This window comes from Streptomyces sp. NBC_00989 (genome assembly GCF_045162655.1).
In the GTDB taxonomy this organism is placed as follows: domain Bacteria; phylum Actinomycetota; class Actinomycetes; order Streptomycetales; family Streptomycetaceae; genus Streptomyces.
This window is the reverse complement of the sequence record NZ_CP108728.1, coordinates 5,425,092-5,447,962: the sequence shown is the minus strand read 5'-3', so window position 1 is coordinate 5,447,962 and position 22,871 is coordinate 5,425,092. Positions and strand designations below refer to the sequence as shown.

Here is a 22,871-nt window from a genome sequence, read left to right as displayed (position 1 = left end):
CCCCTCCCGGTGGCCGCAGGAAAGGTGTTCATGCCCGCAGAAAGCCAGCAGCCCGCGGCCGACCGGCTCGACGACGACGACTACCCCGCCTACACCATGGGCCGGGCCGCCGAGCTGATCGCCTCCACCCCCGGTTTCCTCCGGTCACTGGGTGAGGCAGGGCTGATCACCCCGAAGCGGTCGGACGGCGGTCACCGCCGTTACTCGCGCCGTCAGCTCCGTACGGCCTCCCGGGCGCGCGAGCTGGTCGACCAGGGGACGCCCATCGAGGCCGCCTGCCGCATCATCAGCCTGGAGGACCGGCTGGACGAGGCCCTGCGGGACAACGAGGAGCTGCGCTCCCACGAGGGCCGGCGCGGCTCGTCCCATGGTGAGAAAATCTGATGTCCTCGAAACAGAAATTCACCGTTTCGGGTGGTGCTTTTCCCGCCCAATTCCGCCGCCCCGGAAATGGGTTCCGTGCTAGGCTGACTTCAGTTGCAGTTGTGGTTGCCAATTTTGAACCGGTTCTCCGGGCAGGTGATCATCACGGCGATGGAGGAGATTCGTAAAGTGCGGATCTCGTGCACTGCCTAGGAGTTAAGACATGGCCACCGGTACCGTGAAGTGGTTCAACGCGGAAAAGGGCTTCGGCTTCATCGAGCAGGACGGCGGCGGCGCTGACGTCTTCGCCCACTACTCGAACATCGCCACCCAGGGCTTCCGCGAGCTGCAGGAGGGTCAGAAGGTGACCTTCGACATCACGCAGGGCCAGAAGGGCCCGCAGGCGGAGAACATCGTTCCCGCCTAAGCACGCGAAGCTGCGAAACAGGGGCCCGCACCTTGGGTGCGGGTCCCTTTTCGTATCTGCTCATTTACTTGCCGTTCTTCGGTCACCCGCCGTTCCACGGCCGTTCTTCCGCTTTCCCCGCGGAGAAATCCTCCCCTCTCCGCCCGCTCGCACCCCTAGGTGAGGCACCATGCGCTGCGTGATCGCCCGTTACCCCTTCGATCTGACGAAGAGCGAGGTGGAGGCGATGCTCAAGGGCATCCGCCCGGAGCAGCCCGTCACCGGTCCCTGCGCCGTCATCAGTCGCAAGGTGTACCCGGTGAAGCAGGTCGGCGAGGTGATCACCAAGCAGGATCGCCGTGACTTCACCGCCTTCGAGGTGACCAGGGCCCTGACCCGGCTCGGCTTCACCTGCCACGAGCAGCCGCCGGCGCCCGCCACCCCCGCGCCCGAACCGGCCCCCGCCGCGGAAACCCCCGCGGACTCCGGCCCCGACTCGACCTCGTACATCGGCACCACCCTGGGCTGACGCCTCCGCCCGCACGTCCCCGCACACCCCGAGCGACCACGCCGCCGATCCATCCGGGCGCGAGGTCGCTCTTTGCGTCGCGGCTCCTCACAACTCCTTGTCGGGCCAGTCCAGCAGACGCGCCCCGATGACCGCCGTCTGGAGCGTGTACCGCTGGCCGGGGTCCGCCGGATCCGCGCCGGTCAGCTGATGGATGCGTTCCAGGCGGTACGTCAGCGCGCGCACGCTCAGTGAGAGCCGGCGGGCGGTCTCCGCGGCCACACAGCCGCAGTCGAAGTACGTCGACAGGGTGTCCAGCAACGGGCGCGGACCGCCGCGCGCCCTGGTCAGCGGGCCCAGCGCGTCGAGCACCAGATCCGCCATCGCCTGCCGGTCACGCGTGAGCACCGGATAGACCAGCAGATCGGCGGCGCGCAGGAGCGGACCCTCCAGGTTGAGCCGCTCGGCCAGTTCGAGGGTGTTCAGGGCCTCTTCGTACGACTGGACGATCCCGCCCGCGCCCGGCTGCGGCCGGCCGATCGCCGCGCGGGCGCCCTCCGCGGCGGCGTACGACTGCTTCGCGAAGTGGGCGAGGATGTCGTCCTGGTCGCCGGGCGCGACGCACAGCATCCGGCCGGCCTTCGTGGTGAGCAGGATGTTGCGGTCACCGAAACGGCTGATCATCGCGCGCTCCACCTGACGCGGCACCGGCGCGCTCTCGTCGTACGGCGTCGGGCCCTCGACCACGGCGACGGCGTGCGAGTGGGAGAGGCGCAGGCCGAAGCGCTCGGCGCGTTCCGCGAGCCGGCCCAGATCGCTGCGGCCGTAGAGCAGGTCGTCGATGAACTCCCGCCGCGCGGCCTCCTCCTGTCGTACGGCGAGACGCTGCGCGCGTTCGTAGCCCTCGGCGAAGGCGTCGACCGCCTGCTGCACCGCGGCAAGTGTGCAGTCCGCGGAACCGGGGGTCTGCGGCCAGGCGGCGCGGGTGGCGGCGAGATGGGCGTCGACCAGGGAGCGCAGTCCGTGACCGGCCTCGGCGGCTTGTTCGCCCAGGGTGCGGCGGGCCTCCAACTCGGCCCGGGTCAGGCGGCGTCCGGTGCCGGCGACGTCCGCCAGGAGCCGTGCGTACCCCGCCAGATAGTGCTCAGGTATCTCGCGCTCCGGCAACTCCGCCCCCCGTTTTCTTGACGCCCTGGTGACGCTTTCTTAGCGCGTCACCGGCATCAAGACCCTAATGAACACTGCCGGGTTCCGGCAATGCGCGGGCGTGCACCCCGCGTGCACCATGGCGCCAGGGGAGCACCGCGGAAGGTTCCGGTGCCGGACACCGGCAGGTGTCCCGCACCGGTTCCGCGATCCGCGGATCCCCGTGGACTGTCGGGGCGAGTGAGGGAACGGGGGGCCGGGATCATGGGGGCGTTCTTCGCTGCCGCGATCGGGTTTCCCGCCATCATCTTCAGCGCGGCACTCGTCGTGGTCGTCCTCTACTGGCTGCTGGTCGCGCTCGGCGCGGCCGACGCGCACGGACACGCCCACCTGCACGCCCACGTCCACTCGCGGGCCCACGTCGACGGCCGGTGGCTCGGCGGGGTCCCGGTGACCATCGCCTTCTCGCTGTTCGTCGCCGTCGGCTGGCTGATCAGCTACTGCGCGAGCGTGCTGCTCGTCCCTTCGGGCCCCGTCGGCGTCCTGGTCGGGGTGGCCGTGCTGATCGGCACGGTGTACGTCTCCTGGCAGACGACCAAGCTGTTCGTACGACCCCTGCACCGCCTGTTCCCCGACGAACGCGGGCCCTCGCGGCTCGACTTCGTCGGCCTGACCTGCACCATCCGCACCGGACGGGTCGACGCCGGGTTCGGACAGGCGGAGGTCAGGGCGGCGGACGGCTCGGCGGCGGTGGTCCAGGTCCGGCAGCCGGACGGCGACTCGGCGGCGGGCGCCCTCGCCAGTGGCAGCACCGGGCTGCTCTATGCCTACGACGAGACCGGAGAGTTCTTCTGGGTCGCGCCCTATGACAGCGCGCTGGACCCGAGGACCGGCCCGGGCACGAAGGGATAGACCGCCAACACCTGTTGGCCCACGGCCGTTGCCTACGCCTGTTGGTCAACCCCTGTTGGTCAACCTCTGTTGGCCCACGCCCGTTTCATCAGCCTTCTCATCCCTTGGGGACCCATGTCATGAACGCCATCACCGTCGGCATCGGTGTGTTCGTCGCCGTTGTCCTGCTCATCGCGCTCACCCTGCTCCTGGTGGTCGGCCGGCTGTTCCGCAAGGTGGAGCAGGGGCGGGCGCTGATCGTCTCCAAGACGAAGAAGGTCGACGTCACCTTCACCGGGGCGGTCGTGCTGCCGGTGCTGCACAAGGCCGAGTTCATGGACATCTCGGTGAAGACCATCGAGATCCGCCGCACCGGGCGCGAGGGCCTGATCTGCCAGGACAACATCCGCGCCGACATCCACATCAGCTTCTTCGTGCGGGTCAACAAGACCGTCGAGGACGTCATCAAGGTCGCGCAGGCCATCGGCACCCAGACGGCGAGCGACCCGGTGGCGATCCAGGACTTCTTCGCCGCGAAGTTCTCCGAGGCGCTGAAGACCGTGGGCAAGCAGCTGGACTTCGTCGATCTCTACACCAAGCGCGAGGAGTTCCGGGACCGCATCATCCAGGTCATCGGCACCGACCTCAACGGCTACCACCTCGACGACGCGGCCATCGACTTCCTAGAGCAGACGCCGATGACCCAGCTCGACAACCAGAACATCCTGGACGCGCAGGGCATCCGCAAGATCACCGAGCTGACGACGATCGAGCACGTCCGCACCAACGAGTTCCAGCGCACCGAGCAGAAGGAGATCACCCGGCAGAACGTCGACGCCCGGGAGACCATCCTGGAGCTGGAGCGCAGGCAGGCCGAGGCGGAGATCAAGCAGCGCCGTGAGGTGGAGGTCCTGCGGGCACGCGAGGAGGCCGCCACCGCGAAGGTGCAGGAGGAGGAACGGCTGGGCGCACAGGCCGCGTTCCTCCGTACCGAGGAGCAACTCGGCGTCCAGCGCGAGAACCAGGCCCGTGAGATCGCCGTCGCGCAGAAGAACCGCGAGCGGGTCATCGCCGTCGAGAACGAGCGCATCGAGAAGGACCGGCTCCTCGAAGTCATCGCGAGGGAGCGGGAGACCTCGCTGTCCGGGATCGCCAAGGACAAGGAGGTCGAGGCCGAACGCCGCGAGGTCGCCGACGTGGTCCGGGAGCGGATCGCCGTGGACCGCACGGTCGCCGAACAGGAAGAGGCCATCAAGAAGCTGCGGGTGGTCGAGGAGGCCGAGCGCACCCGCCAGGCCGTGATCATCGCCGCCGAGGCGGAGGCGCAGGAGAAGCTGGTCAAGGACATCAAGGCGGCCGAGGCCGCGGAGGCCGCCGCCAAGCACCGCGCCGGTGAGCAACTCACCCTCGCCGACGCCCGGTTGAAGTCCGCCGACCTCGACGCCCGCGCCAAGCTCCGGCTCGCCGAGGGCATCCAGGCGGAGGCCGCCGCGGCCGGACTTGCCGAGGTCCAGGTCCGCGACAAGGAGGCCGAGGTCACCGTGAAGGCCGGCCGCGCGGAGGCCGAGGCCACGGGGGCGCGGCTGCGCGCGGAGGCGGAAGGCACCGAGGCCCGGCTGCGTGCGGAGGCCGAGGGCACCCGGGCCAAGGCGCTCGCCGAAGCCGAGGGCACGCAGGCGAAGGTGCTCGCGCAGGCCGAAGGCGTACGGGCGAACGCGCTCGCGGAAGCCACCGGCATCGGCGAGAAGCTCAAGGCCGAGGCGGAGGGCCTCACCGAGAAGGCCGCCGCGATGGCCGCCCTCGACGACGCCTCGCGCGGCCACGAAGAGTACCGGCTGCGGTTGCAGGCCGAGAAGGAGATCCGGCTGGCCGGCCTCGATGTGCAGCGACAGGTCGCGGAGGCGCAGGCCACGGTGCTCGCGACGGGGCTGGAGCACGCCGACATCGACATCGTCGGCGGCGACTCCCTCTTCCTCGACCGGCTGATGTCGTCGATCTCCTTCGGCAAGAGCGTCGACGGCTTCGTCCAGAACTCCCAGACGGCACAGGCGCTGGCGGGTCCCTGGCTGAACGGCACGTCGAACGTCGCCGACGACCTCGCCCGCGTCCTCGGCCCGGTCTCCACGGCCGACGTGCAGAACCTCACCGTGTCCGCGCTGCTGATGAAGCTGATGACCTCGGACACGGCCAACGCCGGTCAGGTACGGCAACTGCTGGAGAAGGCCGGTGAGTTGGGCCTGGCGGACACCCCGCTGGCCGCGCTCAACGGCCACCCGGTGAAGGCCTGACCCCACAGACGGTCCGGAACTGCCGCACAGGGGACGGCAGTTCCGGACTCACCCCCTGAGAATCCGAGAGGGACCCATGACCACCGGCCTGGACACCGGCACCTACGAGGTCCTGCGCGACCGTCTCGCCGCACAGGCAGCCGAACTCGCCCGCCGCGCCGAGACGCTCAACGCCCGCCGCACCGAGGAGTTCGGTTCCACCCGCCTCGAACTCACCGGCACCGAACGCCTCGACACCGACCACCCAGCGGCGCCGCGCGACCTCGTCGCCGTAGGAGACACGCTGCTCTTCGGCCGGCAGGTCTCCCTCGGTGTCACCCGGGAGACGACGGTGGCCGACGTCCTCGCCCTGCACGACCGCCACGACCTGCGCCGGCTGCCCGAGGACGCCGTACCCGGACTCCTCGACGACCCGGACTTCGTGCGGGAGTTCGGCGCCCTGCACCGGTACTACCGTCAGGCCCGGCTGCTTCAACTCCGGCGTGTGGACGGCAAGTTGCTGGCCGTCTTCCGCACCGGTGAGAAGGCCGACGACATCCGGGTGCTGCGCTGGGCACTCGCGGACGACGGCCGGTCGGCGACCTTCCTGGACGCGCACGGCGAACGCGACCACGTCTTCCCGCCGCCGTACGACGTCGACTGGACGGCGACGACCCGCGAGGACCTCGTCCCCGGCCGGCATCCGCACGTCCGGATCCAGGACGGGCTGTACGTCGACACGGTGGGCGGGACTCTCACCGTCAAGGTGGAGGACAACACCGAGACGGGGGAGGGGATTTACTCCGAACCGGTGGACGAGCCCCTGCAGTCGGCGGCCGACGCGGAGATCGCGTATGCGCGGGTGGGTGCGCTGGTGCTCATCGACGTCCGCCCTTACAAGGAGGACGTCCACCGCCATCTGGTCTTCAACACACTGACCAAGGGAGTCGTACGGCTCGACGGGATCGGGCTGTCGTGTCAGCGGCTTCCCGAGGAGCAGGGGATCGTGTTCCCGGGCGGGTACTGCCTGGCCACGGGGGTGTGGAAGACCTTCGAAGTGGACACCGCCGGGCTGGAGTTGGAGCGGGTGGTGCGCTCGCCCAACGGTGAGGACGTGCTGTTCGCGTACCGGGCGCGGGTGCCGGGGCGGAGCCTCCTGCTGCCGTACAACATGATCCGCAAGGAGGTCGCCAACCCGCTGTCCTGTCAGGGGTGGGCGCTCTTCGACGACGGTGTGCTGATGGTGCTGCGCGGGGGCGGTGAGGGGGAGGCGGCTCGCGTTCATCCGGTGCGGACCTGGCGCACCCCGTTCGTCTCCGACACTTATGCCGCCGATCAACTCGTCGGTTCCGGGCCGCTGTTCCGCATCGGGAACGCCGATCTCGTGCGCGGGATCTCCGACTGTCTGTCCCTCGCGGGTGCGGTGGCCGGGATGGAACCCACGGCGGAGGTGTACGAGGCGCTGGTCGGCGCGTGTGTCCGGGCGGCGGACTCGTACCACTGGCTCGGGGACGCCGAACTCGGTGATCTGCTGGGCCCGTTGGAGGACGTCCGGGTCACGGCGGAACAGGTCCTGGCCGAGTTCGAGACCGTCCGGACCCTCACCGCCCGCGCGGCCGACGCCCTTGCCGAGGCCACGGACCGGCTCACCGGGCTCGTACGACGGCTGCGGGGCGAGGCGCCCCGGGACGCGGCGGGGTGGGTCGCCGGGCTGTCCGAACTCCGGCGTGCGCAGGGGCACTTGCTGACGTTGAAGGAGATGCGGTACGCGGACACCGCGCGGATCGACGAGTCGGCGGCCGGGGTGGAGGCGGAGCTCGGGGCGTTCGGGCAGCGGGCGGTCGCGTACCTGGCGCGCGAGGACGCGTTCACCGGGCACCATCAGCTGATCGGTGAGCTGATCACGGAGGCGGGGGAGCTGGCCAAGGTCGCCGAGTCGGCGCCCGTGGCCGCCCGGCTCGACGAACTCACCGACGGGCTGCGGACGGTGACCGAGGTGATCGCCGGGCTCGACATCGGTGACGCCACGGTCCGTACGTCGATCCTGGAGCGGATCGCCGAGGTGCTGGGCGGGGTCAACCGGGCCCGTGCCACGCTGGACGCCCGGCGCAGGGAGCTTCAGGACCGGGAGGGCCGGGCGGAGTTCGCGGCCGAGTTCGCGCTGCTGGGCCAGTCGGTGACGGGAGCGCTCGCGGACGCGGCGACACCGGAGGCCTGCGACACCCAACTCGCCCGGCTGCTGGTGCAGTTGGAGAACCTGGAAGCCCGCTTCACGGACTTCGACGACTTCCTCGCCGAACTGACCGGCAGACGCACCGAGATCTACGAGACCTTCTCCGCCCGCAAACAGACCCTGGCCGACGAACGCGCCCGCAGGGCCGAGCAGTTGGCGGCCTCGGCGACCCGGGTCCTGGAGACGGTGGGGCGCCGGGCGGCCACGCTCGCCGACGCCGACGCGGTCAGCACGTACTTCGCCTCCGACCCGATGGTGACGAAGATCCGCCGTACGGCAGCCCAACTGCGGGACCTGGGTGACCAGGTGAGGGCGGAGGAGCTGACCGGCCGGCTCGCGGCGGCCCGCGAGGAGGCGGCCCGCGCCCTGCGCGACCGCACCGACCTCTACACGGACGGCGGCCGGACCCTCCGCCTGGGCCGCCACCGTTTCGCCGTGAACACCGAGCCCCTCGACCTCACCCTGGTCCCAGCCGGTGACGGTCTCGCCTTCGCCCTCACCGGCACGGACTACCGAAACCCGGTCACCGACCCGGAGTTCGCGGCCACCCGCAGGTTCTGGGACCGCCCGCTGCCCTCCGAGTCACCGCGGGTCTACCGCGCCGAACACCTCGTCGCCCGCCTCCTCGACGAACACGGCGCCCAGGCCCTCGCCCAGGAACCCGACCTCGCCGCCCTGGTCCGCCGGGCCGCGCAGGAGTCGTACGACGAAGGCTACGAACGCGGCGTGCACGACCACGACGCGACCGCGATCCTGGCCGCCCTGCTCCGCCGGTACGAGGGCGCGGGTCTGCTGCGGCACGAACCGGGCGCCCGGGCACGGGCGTTGCTGTTCTGGACGCACGGCACGAGCGAGGAGGAGCGCGCGAGCTGGACGCGCCGGGCGTGCTCGCTCGCGCGGGCCCGCGACACCTTCGGGCCGACCCCGGCCGTCGCCGACTTCCTGACGGAACTGGCCGGGCGGACCGGCGAGCCCGCCGCCGCGTATCTCTTCGACGAACTGACCACCGGCCCCGAGGGCTTCGTGATCAGCGCGGCGGCCCGCACCCTCCTCGACAAGTTCCGCCGCACGGTGGGGAGTCCGGCCTACGACGACGATGTGCTCGCCGTCGACGACCTGGCCGCCCGTCGCCAGTTGGTGGAGGCCTGGCTGACGGCGTACACGACGGCGTCCGGCACGGAGGCCGACCCGGGGGACCTCGCGGAGGCGGTGGCCGCCGAACTCTGCCCGGACGTACGGCGCTACGAGTCGGACGCGCGGCTGACGGAGACGGTCGGGGGGCTGCTGGGCACGCATCCGCGGATCGAGGCGGGGTCGTTGTCGCTCCGGGTCGATGAACTCCTCGCCCGGACACGGGAGTTCAGGGCGTCGGACGTCCCCGGCCATCGCGCCTACCAGCGGCGCCGTACGGCACTCGTGGCGGCGGAACGCGACAGGCTGCGCCTCGACGAGTACCGGCCGCGCGTGCTGTCGTCCTTCGTGCGGGGCCGACTGGTCGACGAGGTGTATCTCCCGCTGGTCGGCGACAGCCTGGCGCGGCAGATCGGTACGACGGGGGAGGGACGGCGGACCGACACGAGTGGCCTGCTGCTGCTCATCTCGCCGCCGGGGTACGGCAAGACGACCCTCATGGAGTACGTCGCCGACCGGCTCGGGCTGGTGCTGGTCAAGGTCAGCGGGCCCGCCCTCGGGCACGGGGTCACCTCCCTCGACCCGGCCGAGGCACCGAACGCGACCGCCCGGCAGGAGGTGGAGAAGGTCAACTTCGCGCTCGCGGCCGGCAACAACGTGCTGCTCCACCTCGACGACATCCAGCACACCTCGCCCGAACTCCTCCAGAAATTCATCCCGTTGTGCGATGCGACGCGGCGGGTGGAGGGCGTGTGGGAGGGCGTACCGCGTACATACGACCTACGGGGGAAACGGTTCGCCGTCTGCATGACCGGTAACCCCTACACGGAGTCGGGCGGGCGTTTCCGGGTGCCCGACATGCTGGCGAACCGCGCCGACGTCTGGAACCTCGGCGACGTACTGACCGGCAAGGAGGCGGTGTTCGCGCTGAGTTTCCTGGAGAACGCGCTGACCGCCAACCCGGTCCTCGCCCCGCTGGCCGGCCGCGACCGGGCCGACCTGGACCTGCTGATCCGCCTCGCGGAGGGCGACGCGACCGCCCGCGCGGACCGGCTGTCCTACGCCTGCGACCCCGCCGAACTGGCCCGGATCGTTGGGGTGTTGAGGCACCTCATCACCGCCCGCGACACCGTGCTCGCGGTCAACTCCGCGTACATGGCGTCGGCGGCGACGGCGGACGCGGCCCGCACGGAACCGCCGTTCCGGCTCCAGGGGTCGTATCGCAGCATGAACCGCATCGCCCAGCGCGTCGAGCCGGTGATGAACTCACCCGAACTGTCCGCCCTGTTGGACGACCACTACACCGCCGAGGCGCAGACCCTGGGGACCGGAGCCGAGGCGAACCTGCTGCGACTGGGGGAGCTGCGCGGCACCCTGACCGCCGAACAGGCTTTGCGCTGGGGTGAGTTGAAGGCGGCGTACGTGCGGTCGCGGGGCATCGAGGAGGGCGACCCGTTGAGCCACGCGGTGGCGGCTCTCGGGGTGCTGGCCGAGCGGGTCCGAGCGGTGGAGTCGGCGATCACACGGGCGTCGGCTACAACTGAAGGAGCCGCTGGGTGAGTTCGCGGTACTGCCGCAGAGCGTTGCGGAACTCCTCGGACTCGGACTCGGAGGGGGACTCGGGGTCCTGGTCCGCCCAGCCGGCGCGGAGGAGTTCGCGGCGCGCCGCGAGGGCGGCGACGAGCTTGGCGGTGGCCTCGTCGTAGGCGCTCTCCGCCTCCGCCAGGGCGTCGCGCGGGGTGTCGGCGAAGGTGTTGAGGGCGTGTCGCAGCCGCTGGAGGACCTTGTCCCGCTCGCTCGACGGGAGCAGCGGCTCCGGGCCCGGGGTGCGGCGTTCGGAGGGGGTGCGGTTCTGGCCCGCGGGTTGTTGGGCGCGTGTCTGGTCGTACATCATCGGGAGTCGCTTCCGTCCCGCCCGAAGGCGTTATTGGGATCGTCCGTGCACCGGCCACTGCCCTGCGCCGTGCTGCCAGTCAACGTGCGGCGACGGTTCGTGTCAACGCGGCGGTCACGCGCTCCCGGCCGACCCGTTCCGGCGTGTGCCGGAGTACCGTGGAAGGACCGAGGCCTTCGCGCGCCGATGTCCCGCTCCGGCGCCGTGTCCTCGTGTTTCCCTTCACAGGGGCAGCCCGTGACCCCGGCCGCGCCATCCGCAGCGAGGCCGAGGAGTCCCGGCATGTCCATCATCTCCACCCCGTCGTCGACGGGGATCCCGGCGGGCACCGACCCGCCGCCCCCGCCCTACGACGGCACCTCCCCCTTCCCGCCGGACGAGGGCCCGGCGCCCGTCCGGGACAGCGGGGACCGGATCTACGTCGGGGTCACGGCGGCGATCGTCGTCCTGCCGTTCGTGGGGCTCGGCCTGGCCGGCTGGCTGCTGTGGGGACGGCTGATCCACCCCGTCGACGTCGTGCTCGCGGCCGTCCTCTACACGGTCACCGGCCTCGGCGTCACGGTCGGCTTCCACCGCGGGCTCACCCACGGCTCGTACCGCGCGGTCCGTCCCGTGCGCGTCGCGCTCGCGGTGGCCGGGTCGATGAGCTTCCAGGGCGACGTCATCGGCTGGGTCGCCACCCACCGCCGCCACCACGCCTTCACCGACCGGCCCGGCGACCCGCACTCGCCATACCGCTACGGCACCCATCTGCGCGGCCAGTTGCACGGACTGTTCGACGCCCATGTCGGCTGGCTCTTCCGCAACGAGCAGACACCGCCCGAGCGTTACGCCCCCGACCTCGTCGCCGACCCCGACATCCGGGCCGTCTCCCGCGCCTTCCCGCTGCTGTGCCTGCTCACCCTCGCGCTGCCGTTCGGCCTCGGCTGGGCGATCGGCGGCAGCTGGCTGTACGGCGCAACAGGCCTGCTGTGGGCGGGACTTGTGCGTATCGCACTGCTCCACCACGTCACCTGGAGCGTCAACTCGCTCTGCCACATGATCGGTGAGCGCCCCTTCCGCACCCGGCGCCACGACCGCGCCACCAACCTGTGGCCGCTCGCCCTGCTCTCCTTCGGCGAGAGCTGGCACAACCTCCACCACGCCGACCCCACCAGCGCCCGGCACGGCGTCGACCGCGGCCAGATCGACCCGTCGGCCGCCGTCATCCGCCTGATGGAGCGCGCCGGTTGGGTCTACGACGTCCGCTGGCCGTCCCCGGACCGGGTCGCCGCCCGCCGCACCTGACCCCGGCCACGAGCGGCTACGACCGGTTACGACTGCTGCGGTGCCGGGATGGTCCGGGTGTCGAAGTCGCCCGCGATGATCTGCACCGCGAGATCCGACAGGCGCAGATGGCGGGCACGGGCGTAGGACCGGAAGGCCGTGAAGGCGTCGTCGACGGACGTGTTCCAGCGCTCCGCCAGCACACCCTTGACCTGCTCGACGAGGATGCGGCTGGTCAGCGCGGTCTGCAACTGGCTGTTCTCGACGTGCGACTGCTCCAGCGTGCGCTGCTGGAGCACCGCGATGGTCGCCACGTCGGCGAGGGCCTGGGCGAGCGCGATGTCGTCGTCGCCGAGGCGGTGCGCGGTGGTCTGGAACAGGTTGAGCGCGCCGACGACCCGGTTGCGCAGCCGGAGCGGAATGGCGTGCGTGGCCACGTACCCCGTCTCGCGGGCCTGCGCCGCGAAGCGCGGCCAGGCCGCGGTCACCTCCGCCCGGGTCAGGTCGATGTTGGTGCGGGCGGCGCCGGTGCGGTAGCACTCGACGCACGGGCCCTGGTCGTGCTGGAGCGCGAGCAGTTCCAGCAGCCGGGTGTGCTCGTCCGAGGCGGCGATGATCTGCAGCTCGCCGTGCGCGTCGACGAGCAGGATGCCGGCCGCCGACACGTCGAGCAGCTCGACGCAGCGCGCGGACAGCCGGTGCAGCAGGTCGATGACGTCGAAGTCCTCGACCAGGGAGTCCGCGACCTCCACGAAGATCTCGGCCAGACGTCGTTCGCGGGCCATGGCGATCATCCCTTTCCACTGTCGGGCGAATACGGCCCGCTCATATCGTCGTCCAATTCGTCGCCGAAGCGCAGCCGTCGGGCGACCACATCCGCGGCGACCTCTCCCAGGGGGCGTTCACTGCCGTAGGCGTGGGCCCGCAGGCGCAGCAGGGCCTCCTGGATGGGCACGCCCAGCTGGACACTGATCATGCCGGTGGCCTGGTGCACCACGGGGCGGTTCAGCCCGGTCGGCCACGCCGGAATCCTGCCCTGCCCGGACGCGGTTCCGTTTACGTGCCCGTTTCCGTTCAGGAACGCGCCGGTCAGGGCGGCCGTCAGGGCGGTGGCGTCGGCGTACTGCTGCTCGTCGATCCGTCTGTCCCCGTCGCACAGCACGGTCAGGACACCGACCCGGATCGCGCCGATGCCCAGCGGGAACCCGCACACGCCCTGGACGCCCATGTCACGCGCGGCCGGCAGCAGCACCGGCCACCGCTCCGGGCGCACCCGGTCCAGGTCCGGCTCCAGCACGGGCGAGCCAGTGTGGACGGCCTCCGGGCCTGGGCCCTCGCCCAGGGTGAACTGGAGCTCCTCGAAGCGGGCGCTCAGTTCGGGGTGGCACCACAGCGGCTCGGCCGTGCGGTCGGCGCCGACCAGCAGCGACAGGGCGACGCCCTCGGCACCCAGCGCCCGGGCGCAGGCCTGCGCGGGATCGCCGCCCTCACCGAGGCGTAGCGACCGCAGGACTTCGGCCATGCCGTCGCTGATCACCAAGCTCCGTTCCGCGGCCGCCGGGGCGCTTCGAGATGAGGCACCGGCCGACGTCTGCCGTACCCTACGTGGCCCGGCGCTCCAGAGCGCGGTCGGCGAGCACGCCCTTCCAGGCGTCCTGAACGCTCGCGTACCGCGGGAACCGCTCCACCAGACCGGCGGCCCTGAACACGAGTAACGGCCCTGGCCGGGAGTGCACGACGCGCAGCCACCCGAGCCGCTCACGACACTCCTCCCAGGCCGCGCACAACGGGTCCAGAACACTGCCGTCCATGAAGGTCACGTCGAGCAGATCGACGACGAGGAAGAGCCGTCCCGTGCCGTGCCGGGCCTCCTTGAGCTGCTGTGCGAAGGCCGGCACGGTCGTCAGATCGAGCTCATCGCAGGCCCGGACCACTCGTAGTCCGTCCGGTTGGCCGTCTGGCTGTCCATCCCGTTGGCCGTTCGGTTGTCCGCCTGGTTCGTCGAACAGATCAGGATGCGGGCCCATGTGCCCCATCTCCCCTGTAAGAGAGTGGCTTTCGCCTTCTTGCGCAGGGCCTCTGTTGCGCGGAACGTGACTGCACGGAGAGGGCCGGGGTCCTGGGCTGCCGTACGACGAGCGTACTGCCGGGAAGGGATGTGCCGGGAGCCGTTTCCGGCTAATGGGTACCGGTTTCGGCCTTGTGCTCACCTCAGTCGCCCTGATGCGGTATCCACTCGCTGTCGTCCAGCGAATAGCCGTAGCGCGGCCGCCCGCTCATCCCGCTGGTGTGGAACGGCTTCCCCTGGTCGTCGATGCGCAGCACGCCCTTGCGGGTCCCGCTGGTCCACGCCAGCTCCAGATACCAGCGCACATCGTGCGACGCCGCGGCGGCCGTGATGTACAGGACCTCGGGATCACTCTCGCTCACCTTGTACGGCAGCCCCGTCTGCCCGGCCTTCGGCGAGGCCACCGGCCGGATCGCGTCCAGCCCGACGTCGAAGGAGTGCGTGGGCACCCCGCCACCGCAACCGACCCCCACATACCCCATGGCGTACGCGTTCCAGGCGAGCGGCGCTCCGCTCTGCACCACCCGCACGTTCAGGGACTGGAGTACGACGGTCTCCTGCCCGGTGCCCTGAACAGTGAGCTCCAGATACTGACTGTCCGCGGAGACCGCCCCCAGCGCACTCACCCAGCTGGGAGCGTCCTGCTCGGTGGGAGGCGGCGGCACCTTCGCCGCGTCCTCGTCGACCAGATAGGTCTGACTGCACGGACTCTCCCAGGCATACGGCCGCGAGGTCACCGTCAGCGGAACGCCCGCGGCCACATCGGCCTTGCCGCCCGGGGCGGCGGACACACCGGCCTTCGCCGTGGCGGCCTCGGAGGAGCTCGCGCTGGTGGAGGGCGAGGCGGAGGAGGAGGGCGAGGAGGCCGACTTCGCCTTCGCCCCCGACTTCGAGGAGGCGGAGGGGGCGCCGTGTTCGGCGGAGGTCACGGAGCCGGCTTCCTGCTTCCGGTCACCGCTGCCGTCGCCGTCGCCGGATACGAGACGGGGGACGAGTGCGGTGGCGGCGAGGACTACGGCTACGGCGGCGGCTGCGAGGAGGGTGGTGCGGCGGGGGGTGCGATTGGTGTTGTGGGGGGCGGGGTTGGGGTTGGGGGGCTCGGCTGTCTTGGGGTGGGTTATGTCGGGGTGGGTTGCTTCGGGCGTGGGAGTGGAGGCGGGGGTGGGTGTGGTGATCGGTTCGGTACCGGTACCGGTGGGAGTGGTGGGACTAGGGGGAGTGGGAATGGAGGGGGCGGTGGAAGCGGGGGCGCCGGTGCTCGCGCTCGGCCCCGGAGCCGCCGCTGTCCCTGTCCCCGCGCCTACCCCGGCGCCAGTCCCGGCCCCGGCCCCTGCCCCTGTACCTGTCCCGGCGGCAGCCTTCCGCTCGCGCTGGCGTGCCCCGTCGGCCAGGATCCACCGGCGGTGGGCCTCGACGAGCTCGTCCGGGGTCGCCTTGCAGAGCCGGGCGAACCGCTCCACGGGGGCGTACTCCGTGGGGACGGCATCGCCGTTGCAGTACCGGTGCAACGTCGACGTACTCATGTGCAGCCGCTTGGCGAGAACGCCGTAGCTCAGCCCCGACCGGTCCTTGAACTCCCGTATCAGCGCCGCGAAATCGGCGGTCTCCTCAGGCCCTGCCACCCTGCCCCCATTCCAGTCGAGCGTTCCAGGGAGTCACTGTTCCCCCAGGTAAGAGCCGGTGCGAACGTTCCAGGTTCCCGTAGATCCCGGCTGTCGTAGCGGGTGGGACGGAAGGCGGCACAGGCTGCGGTCATCAAAGCACGCCGCCCGCCGACCGGTTGGGCGTCGGGCCACTTCCCGCCTTTCCGAAAGGGACCACCACCATGTCCGCGTTCACCGCCCGTCCCCGTCCCCGCACCCGCCTCTTCGCCGCGGCCACCGTCGCACTCGCCGCGCTCTCCCTCACGGCCTGCAACGACAGGTTGGGAATACAGGACGAGGGCGCGGCCACGCCGACTTCCTCCACGGTGGCTACGCCGGCACCGGCGGCGACGAAGACGGGGGGTTCGACGGGTTCCACGTCGGGCGGTTCTTCGACGGGCGGCAACAAGACGAGCGGGGGATCGGGTTCGGGTTCGGGATCGAGCTCCGGCTCAGGTTCCGCCGCGGGTTCGGGTTCGGGTTCTGGTACTGGCTCGGGTTCGGGTTCTGGTACTGGCTCGGGCACCTCCGCGAGCAGCGTCCCGTGCAACGGCGCCAACACCAAGGTGACCGCCCAGACGGTCACACGCCCCATCAACCACATGCTGCTCACCGTCACCAACACGGGTTCCAAGACCTGCGACCTCTACTACTACCCGGCCGTCAACTTCGACGACGCCCAGTCCGTACCGCCGGTGATGAAGGACTCCCAGCCCCAGGCGGTGACCACCCTGACCCCGGGCCAGTCGGGCTACGCCGGCGTAGCCCTCTCCAACGGCGACAACGGCACCGGCACCAACGGCCGCACCGCCAAGTCCCTCTCCGTCTACTTCTTCGACCGCAACAACAACAGCATCAGCCCGGCAGCGACGCCGGCTCTCCCTGCGAAGGGTGTGTACGTGGACGACTCGCTGAAGGTGACCTACTGGCTGTCGGACGCGCAGGACGCGCTGACGTACTGAGCGCCGGGGACGGGGGGACGCCGAGAACGCCAGAGGGCCGGTACTGGGATCAGTACCGGCCCTCTGGATTACTACCTGTCTGTCGGGGTGGCGGGATTTGAACCCACGACCTCTTCGTCCCGAACGAAGCGCGCTGCCAAGCTGCGCTACACCCCGATGTCGCCACTTGTCTTGCCCGAGCTGCTGCTCACCGTGGCGACGTCGTTTACTTTAGCCCACCGGTGGCCGGAGACGAAATCCGGTTTTGGCGCGGTGGCGGATCGGGTTGGGGCGGGCGTGGTCGAGGGCCACGAGGAGGACGGAGAGGGCGTAGAAGGCGAGGCCGAGGAGGAGGGCGTTGCCCAGGACGCTCTTGTAACCGTGCCGTTCGACGTCCAGGAAGGCGTAGAGATAGCGGCCCGGTGTGCCGGGGAGGATCAGCTCGCCCCGGCCCAATGACACCGCGAGGTACGTCATCGGGTAGAGCAGCCACGTCGCCGCCATCCGCAGGTGCAGCCGGCCGGGGGCGGTCAGCAGCAGCCAGTCGATCACCGCCGCGATCGGAATCACCGTGTGCAGGACTTGGTTCGTCACCGCCTGCCAGCCGCTGAGGGTTCCGCCCGTCATCGCGAACGGGCTCGACGCGTGCGCCAGGACCAGGTGGTACACCAGGCCGGTGATCGTGATGTAGAGCAGTGCCGCGCCGGTGACCAGGGGGGAGAGGGGGCGGCGGGCCGTCCAGGCTCGGCGGGCCGTGACGATCATGACCAGGGCCAGCAGGATGTTGCTCTGGATCGTGAAGTAGGTCAGCACCCGGATCGGGCTGCCGAGGAACAGGTCGACGGTCACCGCCGCTGCCGCCACCAACGCGACCAGCAGTCGGTACGCCGCCGTCAGCGGACGGCGGTAGGGGGCCACCACCGCGGTGGCGGGAACGGGTGAGGCGAACAGTGCGGGCATGCCGGGTACCGCGGGGAGGTCCGGGATGTCCCTGGGTATCGGGGCGGTCATGCCCTCACGCTAGGCAGCGGGGACGAATCGGGCGATACGGGTGGGCTGGACGAGGTAACTTCACTGACCGCGACCCCACGAGGCACCCCGCGCCAGTCCCCGATACTTCCCTGCACCCGTTCCCCGGAACTCCTTACTAACCCCCACGCCTCGGGTCCCCCACGCCTCGGGTCCCCCACGCCTCGGCCTCCTGCGCCTTGGCCCCCCCCACGCCTCAAGCCCCCTGCACCGCCCCCACGCCTTAGGCCGCCCCCTGCACCGACCCTCCGCCGGTACTCCCCAGCCGCGCTCCCCAGCACTGCCGTTACCCCCGCGCCCCGGGCATTCCCCACCCTGCCCCGGTCCCGCCCCCCCCTTAACCTCCAACTACCGTCCCCCGCCCCCGGAAACCTCCAACTACGGCCCCCGAGGGCACCCCCACCTACTACCGGCTACCTACTCCCGCCCCACCAACGTCAACAACGTCGCCTCCGGCGGACAGGCGAACCGCACCGGCGTGTAGCGATTCGTCCCGCACCCCGCCGACACATGCAGATACGACGTCCGCCCCTCCGCCGAGTGCCGGGACAGCCCCTTCACCCGGTCCGTGTCCAGGTCGCAGTTGGTGACCAACGCGCCGTAGAAGGGGATGCAGAGCTGGCCGCCGTGGGTGTGGCCGCCGAGGATCAGGGGATAGCCGTCCGCCGCGAACGCGTCCAGTACCCGCAGGTACGGCGCGTGCACCACGGCCATCGAGAAGTCGGCGTCGTCGGACGGGCCGCCGGCCACGCGCGCGTAGCGGTCACGCTTGATGTGGGGGTCGTCCACGCCGGTCAACTCCACCGACGCGCCTTCGAGTTTCAGCGTCCCCCGGGTGTTCGTCAGGTTCAGCCAGCCCGCCGCGTCGAAACCGTCCCGCAGGTCCTCCCACGGGTTGTGGATGGCTCCTACGACGGGCGGGTTGCCGTTCAGCCCGTGGCGGCCCGCGGTCTTCTCGAACAAGTACCGGGCGGGATTGCGGGGTCGGGGGCCGTAGTAGTCGTTCGAGCCGAAGACGTACGCGCCCGGGAAGTCCATCAGCGGGCCGAGCGCGTCCAGGACCTCCGGGATGGCCTCCGGGTCGGAGAGGTTGTCGCCGGTGTTGATCACGAAGTCGGGGCGCAGGCCCGCCAGCGAGCGCAGCCAGCGCTGCTTCTTGCGCTGGCTGCCGACCATGTGGATGTCGGAGACCTGGAGGACTCTGAGCGGGCGCATGCCGGCCGGCAGCACCGGGACCGTGACCCGGCGCAGGCGGAAGGAGCGGACCTCGAAGGCCGCCGCGTAGACGACACCGGCGGCGCCGGCCGCCGCAATTCCCAGGGGTACTCCATATCGCGCGCGCATACCGCCATCGTGTCAGACCCCACTGACACCCCGTCCGCCAGTGCCCGGTAAATCGGCGGGCGGAGCCGGTTGCGCACCTGCGAGAATCAAACCCATGACCACCACGCTCAAGTCGAAGCTGCAGGAAGACCTCAACACCGCGATCAAGGCGCAGGACAAGCTGCGCTCCTCCACGCTCCGGCTGACGCTCGCCGCGATCACCAAGGAGGAGGTCGCCGGCAAGGAGAAGCGCGAACTCTCCGACGACGAGGTCCTCAAGGTGATCAACAAGGAGGCGAAGAAGCGCCGCGAGGCCGCGGACGCCTTCGCGCAGGGCGGTCGCCCCGAGTCGGCCGCGCAGGAGAAGGCGGAGGGCGAGATCCTCGCCGAGTACCTGCCCAAGCAGCTCGGCGACGAGGAGCTGACCGCGATCGTCTCCCAGGCCGTCAAGGAGGCCAAGGCGGCCGGTGCCGAGGGCCCGCGCGCCATGGGCGCCGTCATGAAGATCGTGAACCCGAAGGTCGCCGGCCTCGCCGAGGGCGGCCGCGTCGCCGCCGTGGTGAAGAAGCTCCTCGCCGGCTGACGGCTGAGCCGCCTGCCGCCTGCCGCCTGCCGCGCGACAACGGCAGACGTGCGTCTACGACGACGGGGGCGCCCCTTTCCACAAGGGGCGCCCCCGTCGTCGTAGACGAAGAAGCGGAAGGACTGCCGACAGCCGGGGTGCTAGCCCCTGTTGCCGCCGTTCCCGTTGCCGTTGTTGCCGCCGTTGTCGTTGCCCTGGATGAAGCCGTCGGGGAGGGAGAACGTCGGGGTCGGGGTGGTGCCGCCGTCGGTCGTGCCGGTGGTGCCGCCGTCGGTGGTCAGGCCGCCGTTGTCGTTGCCCCCGTTGTCGTTGTTCTTGCCGCCGTCGTTGCCCTTGTCCTTCTTGACGGGGTCGGGGATGTTGACGAGCTGGAAGTTCTCGGCCTGCTTGCCCTCCAGGGCGCCGGACATGGCGTCCTTCCAGATCGGGCCGGGGGTGTCGGCGCCGTAGACCTCGGTGTGCCAGACGCCGCCGATGCGGATGTTGGTCATCTCGACGTTCTGCTTGGGGCTGCCGACCCAGACCGCGCCGGCCAGGTTCGGGGTGTAGCCGACGAACCAGGCGTTCTTGCGCGCGTCCGTCGTACCCGTCTTACCGGCGCTCTCGCGGTCGGTGAGGCCGGCCTCCTGGCCGGTGCCGGAGTCGACCACGCCACGCAGCACGGTGTTGATCGTGTCGGCGGTCTTCTTGCTCATCGCCCGCGAGCAGGTGGACTTGGGGACGGCGAGCGACTTCTGCTCGTTGCCCACCTTCTGGGTGATGGACTCGATGGCGATCGGGGTGCAGTACGTGCCCTCGTTGGCGAAGGCCGCGTACGCGGAGGCCATCGTCAGCGGCGAGAGGCCCTTGGAGCCGAGCGCGATGGCCGGGACCTCGGGGATCTTGTCGCCGTTGCCCTGCACGACCCCGAGCTTGCTGGTCATGTTCACCACGGGGCACAGACCGATGTCGGAGATCATCTGCACGAAGTAGGTGTTGACCGACTTGGCCATCGCCTCCTTCAGCGCGTACGGACCCTTCTCCGACTCGCTCTCGTTCTCCACCGTCGCGCCGCCGGTGTTGACCCAGTTCTTGCCGCTACAGGTCGAGACGGGGCTCGGGTAGTCCATCGAGTACGGCGCCGGGTACTGCTGGGTGGCCGGCAGGCCCTGCTCCAGCGCGGCCGCGGCGACGAACGGCTTGAACGTCGAACCGGTCGGGAAGCCGAAGTTCGAGCCGCCCATGTCGGCGTTGACCGAGTAGTTGTACTCCGTCTCGTTCTTGCCGTAGCCGTACGGCCTCGACTGGCCCATGCCGAGGATCTTGCCGGTGCCGGGCTGGACGAGCGTGGCCGCCGCGGCGACCGAGTCCGACTTGTAGATGTGGTCCTTGAGCGAGGCCTGCACCGAGGCCTGCGCCTGCGGGTCCAGCGTCGTACGGATCGTCAGGCCGCCCTGGTTCCAGATCTTCGCCCGGGCCTCCTTGGTCTTGCCGAAGACCGGGTCGCTCAGGAAGACGTTCTCGACGTACTTGCAGAAGAAGCTGGCGCCCTTGACCGCGGTGATGCAGCCGTTCTTCGGCTGGCTGACCTTCAGGCCGAGGTCGGTCTTCTCGGCCGCCAGGGCCTCCGCCTTGGAGATGTCGCCGACCTCGGCCATGCGGGCCAGGACGGTGTTGCGCCGCTTCTTGGCCTCGGCCTCGTCGTTGATCGGGTCGTAGCGCGTGGGCGACTGGACGATGCCCGCGAGGAGTGCCGACTGCTGGAGGTTCAGGTCCTTGGCGTGCTTGGAGAAGTAGCGCTCGGACGCGGCCTCGACGCCGTAGGCCTGCTCGCCGAAGAAGGTGATGTTGAGGTAGTTCTCAAGGATCTTCTTCTTGCCGAGCTTCTCTTCGATCTGGATCGCGTACTTCAGTTCCTTGACCTTGCGGCCGAGCGTCTGCTGGGTGGCCTGCGCGACCTTCGTCGGGTCGTCACCGGCCTCCTCGACGAAGTAGTTCTTCACCAGCTGCTGCGTGAGGGTCGAGGCGCCCTCGGACACCCCGCCGCTCTGCGCGTTCTTGTTGAGGGCGCGCAGGACGCCCTTGAGGTCGATCGCGCCGTGCTGGTAGAAGCGCGAGTCCTCGATCGCGACGATCGCCTTCTGCATGTACGGCGCGATGTCCTTGAGCTCCACCACCGTGCGGTCACGGGAGTAGACCGAGGCCAACTGGTTGCCCTTGCTGTCCAGGATCGTGGTGCGCTGGCTCAGCTGAGGGCTCTTCAGACTGTCCGGGATGTCGTCGAATCCCTGGACCGACCCCTTGGCGGCGAGTCCCAGCGCGCCGGCGGCGGGCATCGCGATCCCGGCCATGACGGCACCGGCGAGCACACTGACACCGAGGAACTTGGCGGCCTGCTGCATGGGGGACAGACCACCACCCGAGCGCTTTTTTGGCATGGGGGCAGCCTACGTTCTCATTCGCCGGACACGTGTATAGGCCTTGGCCTAAGCTGCACTCAACTGTCACAGCAGAGCGGTCACGTATCAATACGTCCGGCGACCCCGAATCGTTCCGGTCGTTCCCCAGTTTTTGTCGGGGGCGTGTCCGAATCCGCCTCCTGTGTCACCTGGTGCCCCTTGTGGCGCATGTCAACCGTCCCGCTTTGCCGGGAAAGTCACGCATGTCGCCAGCTCACTCCCCCGGGTGATCTGCCGCTTACCCATAGTCCGTTCGGGCCATTCAAGATTGGGCCCGAAGGGGGTGTTGCGCTGTGCCCGCCTTCCGTAACGTCCTCAACTGGCGGCGGTGAATATGCCGCTGCCGCCGTGGGGGAGCCTCGATTCGGGAGAGGACGGCGCCGGTATGGGCTGGGTTACCGACTGGAGTGCGCAGGCGGCCTGCCGCACTACCGATCCGGATGAACTGTTCGTTCAAGGAGCAGCGCAGAACAGGGCGAAGGCAGTGTGCACCGGATGTCCGGTACGCACGGAGTGCCTCGCCGATGCGCTCGACAACCGCGTCGAATTCGGCGTGTGGGGAGGAATGACGGAGCGGGAGCGCCGCGCACTGCTGCGCAGGCGGCCCACTGTCACTTCATGGCGCCGGCTACTGGAGACCGCGCGTATCGAGTACGAACGAGGGGTCGGCATCATCCCCCTCGACGACGACGAGATCTACGAGAACTACGCGGCGGTGGGCTGACGCCGGTCCCGTAGGGG

19 protein-coding genes and 1 tRNA gene are annotated in these 22,871 nt (G+C 70.2%); 10 read left to right on the top strand and 10 right to left on the bottom strand.

Annotation, left to right across the window (positions count from 1 at the left end):
• Positions 1 to 30: 30 nt before the first annotated feature.
• The 3 genes from OG714_RS23805 (at position 31) to OG714_RS23795 (ending at position 1,298) form a co-directional block, all read left to right on the top strand.
• Entirely contained in the window at positions 31 to 384 is a 354-nt protein-coding gene (locus OG714_RS23805; RefSeq protein ID WP_406123871.1) for a MerR family transcriptional regulator, read from the top strand.
• Between the two features lie 202 nt (positions 385 to 586).
• Positions 587 to 790, top strand: coding sequence for a cold-shock protein (locus tag OG714_RS23800; RefSeq protein ID WP_019063123.1), 204 nt, complete (start codon positions 587 to 589; stop codon positions 788 to 790).
• Between the two features lie 169 nt (positions 791 to 959).
• On the top strand, positions 960 to 1,298 hold the full coding sequence (locus OG714_RS23795) for an SCO5918 family protein (RefSeq protein WP_406123869.1): 339 nt from the start codon (positions 960 to 962) through the stop codon (positions 1,296 to 1,298).
• A gap of 87 nt (positions 1,299 to 1,385) precedes the next feature.
• On the opposite strand, the gene OG714_RS23790 is transcribed toward OG714_RS23795, so the two are convergent.
• Positions 1,386 to 2,444, bottom strand: a complete 1,059-nt coding sequence (locus OG714_RS23790) for a PucR family transcriptional regulator (RefSeq protein WP_406123867.1) — start codon at positions 2,442 to 2,444, stop codon at positions 1,386 to 1,388.
• Positions 2,445 to 2,687: 243 nt separating this feature from the next.
• Here OG714_RS23790 and OG714_RS23785 point away from each other — a divergent pair, with 243 nt between their 5' ends.
• The 3 genes from OG714_RS23785 (at position 2,688) to OG714_RS23775 (ending at position 10,505) form a co-directional block, all read left to right on the top strand.
• Complete coding sequence (locus OG714_RS23785; RefSeq protein WP_406123865.1) at positions 2,688 to 3,335, top strand: hypothetical protein; 648 nt, start codon at positions 2,688 to 2,690, stop codon at positions 3,333 to 3,335.
• A 119-nt stretch (positions 3,336 to 3,454) separates the two neighbouring features.
• Positions 3,455 to 5,602, top strand: coding sequence for a flotillin family protein (locus tag OG714_RS23780; protein WP_406123863.1), 2,148 nt, complete (start codon positions 3,455 to 3,457; stop codon positions 5,600 to 5,602).
• 76 nt (positions 5,603 to 5,678) lie between these two features.
• A complete protein-coding gene (locus tag OG714_RS23775; protein ID WP_406123861.1) occupies positions 5,679 to 10,505 on the top strand; it encodes a DNA repair ATPase in 4,827 nt (1,608 codons plus the stop codon).
• On the opposite strand, the gene OG714_RS23770 is transcribed toward OG714_RS23775, so the two are convergent.
• Positions 10,480 to 10,839: a hypothetical protein gene (locus tag OG714_RS23770; RefSeq protein ID WP_406123859.1), complete on the bottom strand. Its 360-nt coding sequence runs from the start codon at positions 10,837 to 10,839 to the stop codon at positions 10,480 to 10,482. The genes OG714_RS23775 and OG714_RS23770 overlap by 26 nt on opposite strands.
• 282 nt (positions 10,840 to 11,121) lie before the next feature.
• Here OG714_RS23770 and OG714_RS23765 point away from each other — a divergent pair, with 282 nt between their 5' ends.
• Positions 11,122 to 12,126 carry an acyl-CoA desaturase gene (locus tag OG714_RS23765; RefSeq protein WP_406123857.1) on the top strand — a complete coding sequence of 335 codons (1,005 nt, stop codon included), beginning with the start codon at positions 11,122 to 11,124 and terminating at the stop codon, positions 12,124 to 12,126.
• Between the two features lie 26 nt (positions 12,127 to 12,152).
• Here the strand turns inward: OG714_RS23765 and OG714_RS23760 are convergent, their stop codons facing one another.
• The 4 genes from OG714_RS23760 to OG714_RS23745 all read right to left on the bottom strand — a co-directional run bounded on the left by OG714_RS23760 (position 12,153) and on the right by OG714_RS23745 (position 15,795).
• Entirely contained in the window at positions 12,153 to 12,899 is a 747-nt protein-coding gene (locus tag OG714_RS23760; protein ID WP_406123855.1) for a GAF domain-containing protein, read from the bottom strand.
• Positions 12,896 to 13,642 carry an ANTAR domain-containing protein gene (locus OG714_RS23755; protein ID WP_406131920.1) on the bottom strand — a complete coding sequence of 249 codons (747 nt, stop codon included), beginning with the start codon at positions 13,640 to 13,642 and terminating at the stop codon, positions 12,896 to 12,898. The genes OG714_RS23760 and OG714_RS23755 overlap by 4 nt, the downstream gene beginning before the upstream one ends.
• A 64-nt stretch (positions 13,643 to 13,706) precedes the next feature.
• Positions 13,707 to 14,132 carry an STAS domain-containing protein gene (locus OG714_RS23750; protein WP_406123853.1) on the bottom strand — a complete coding sequence of 142 codons (426 nt, stop codon included), beginning with the start codon at positions 14,130 to 14,132 and terminating at the stop codon, positions 13,707 to 13,709.
• Between the two features lie 184 nt (positions 14,133 to 14,316).
• A complete protein-coding gene (locus tag OG714_RS23745) occupies positions 14,317 to 15,795 on the bottom strand; it encodes a helix-turn-helix domain-containing protein (protein WP_406123852.1) in 1,479 nt (492 codons plus the stop codon).
• Between the two features lie 203 nt (positions 15,796 to 15,998).
• Here OG714_RS23745 and OG714_RS23740 point away from each other — a divergent pair, with 203 nt between their 5' ends.
• Positions 15,999 to 16,778: a DUF4232 domain-containing protein gene (locus tag OG714_RS23740; RefSeq protein WP_406123850.1), complete on the top strand. Its 780-nt coding sequence runs from the start codon at positions 15,999 to 16,001 to the stop codon at positions 16,776 to 16,778.
• Positions 16,779 to 16,860: 82 nt separating this feature from the next.
• Here OG714_RS23740 and OG714_RS23735 read toward each other — a convergent pair.
• The 3 genes from OG714_RS23735 to OG714_RS23725 all read right to left on the bottom strand — a co-directional run bounded on the left by OG714_RS23735 (position 16,861) and on the right by OG714_RS23725 (position 19,130).
• Positions 16,861 to 16,934, bottom strand: a tRNA-Pro gene (locus tag OG714_RS23735).
• A 54-nt stretch (positions 16,935 to 16,988) separates the two neighbouring features.
• Positions 16,989 to 17,768 carry a Pr6Pr family membrane protein gene (locus OG714_RS23730; protein WP_406123848.1) on the bottom strand — a complete coding sequence of 260 codons (780 nt, stop codon included), beginning with the start codon at positions 17,766 to 17,768 and terminating at the stop codon, positions 16,989 to 16,991.
• A gap of 435 nt (positions 17,769 to 18,203) precedes the next feature.
• Positions 18,204 to 19,130, bottom strand: coding sequence for a metallophosphoesterase (locus tag OG714_RS23725; RefSeq protein WP_406123846.1), 927 nt, complete (start codon positions 19,128 to 19,130; stop codon positions 18,204 to 18,206).
• A gap of 94 nt (positions 19,131 to 19,224) precedes the next feature.
• Here OG714_RS23725 and OG714_RS23720 point away from each other — a divergent pair, with 94 nt between their 5' ends.
• Positions 19,225 to 19,692: a GatB/YqeY domain-containing protein gene (locus OG714_RS23720; protein ID WP_406123844.1), complete on the top strand. Its 468-nt coding sequence runs from the start codon at positions 19,225 to 19,227 to the stop codon at positions 19,690 to 19,692.
• A gap of 140 nt (positions 19,693 to 19,832) precedes the next feature.
• On the opposite strand, the gene OG714_RS23715 is transcribed toward OG714_RS23720, so the two are convergent.
• On the bottom strand, positions 19,833 to 22,109 hold the full coding sequence (locus OG714_RS23715) for a transglycosylase domain-containing protein (RefSeq protein WP_406123842.1): 2,277 nt from the start codon (positions 22,107 to 22,109) through the stop codon (positions 19,833 to 19,835).
• A gap of 406 nt (positions 22,110 to 22,515) precedes the next feature.
• Between OG714_RS23715 and wblA the strand changes: the two genes are divergently transcribed.
• Positions 22,516 to 22,854 carry a transcriptional regulator WblA gene (wblA, locus tag OG714_RS23710; protein ID WP_019063745.1) on the top strand — a complete coding sequence of 113 codons (339 nt, stop codon included), beginning with the start codon at positions 22,516 to 22,518 and terminating at the stop codon, positions 22,852 to 22,854.
• The last annotated feature ends 17 nt before the right edge of the window (positions 22,855 to 22,871 follow it).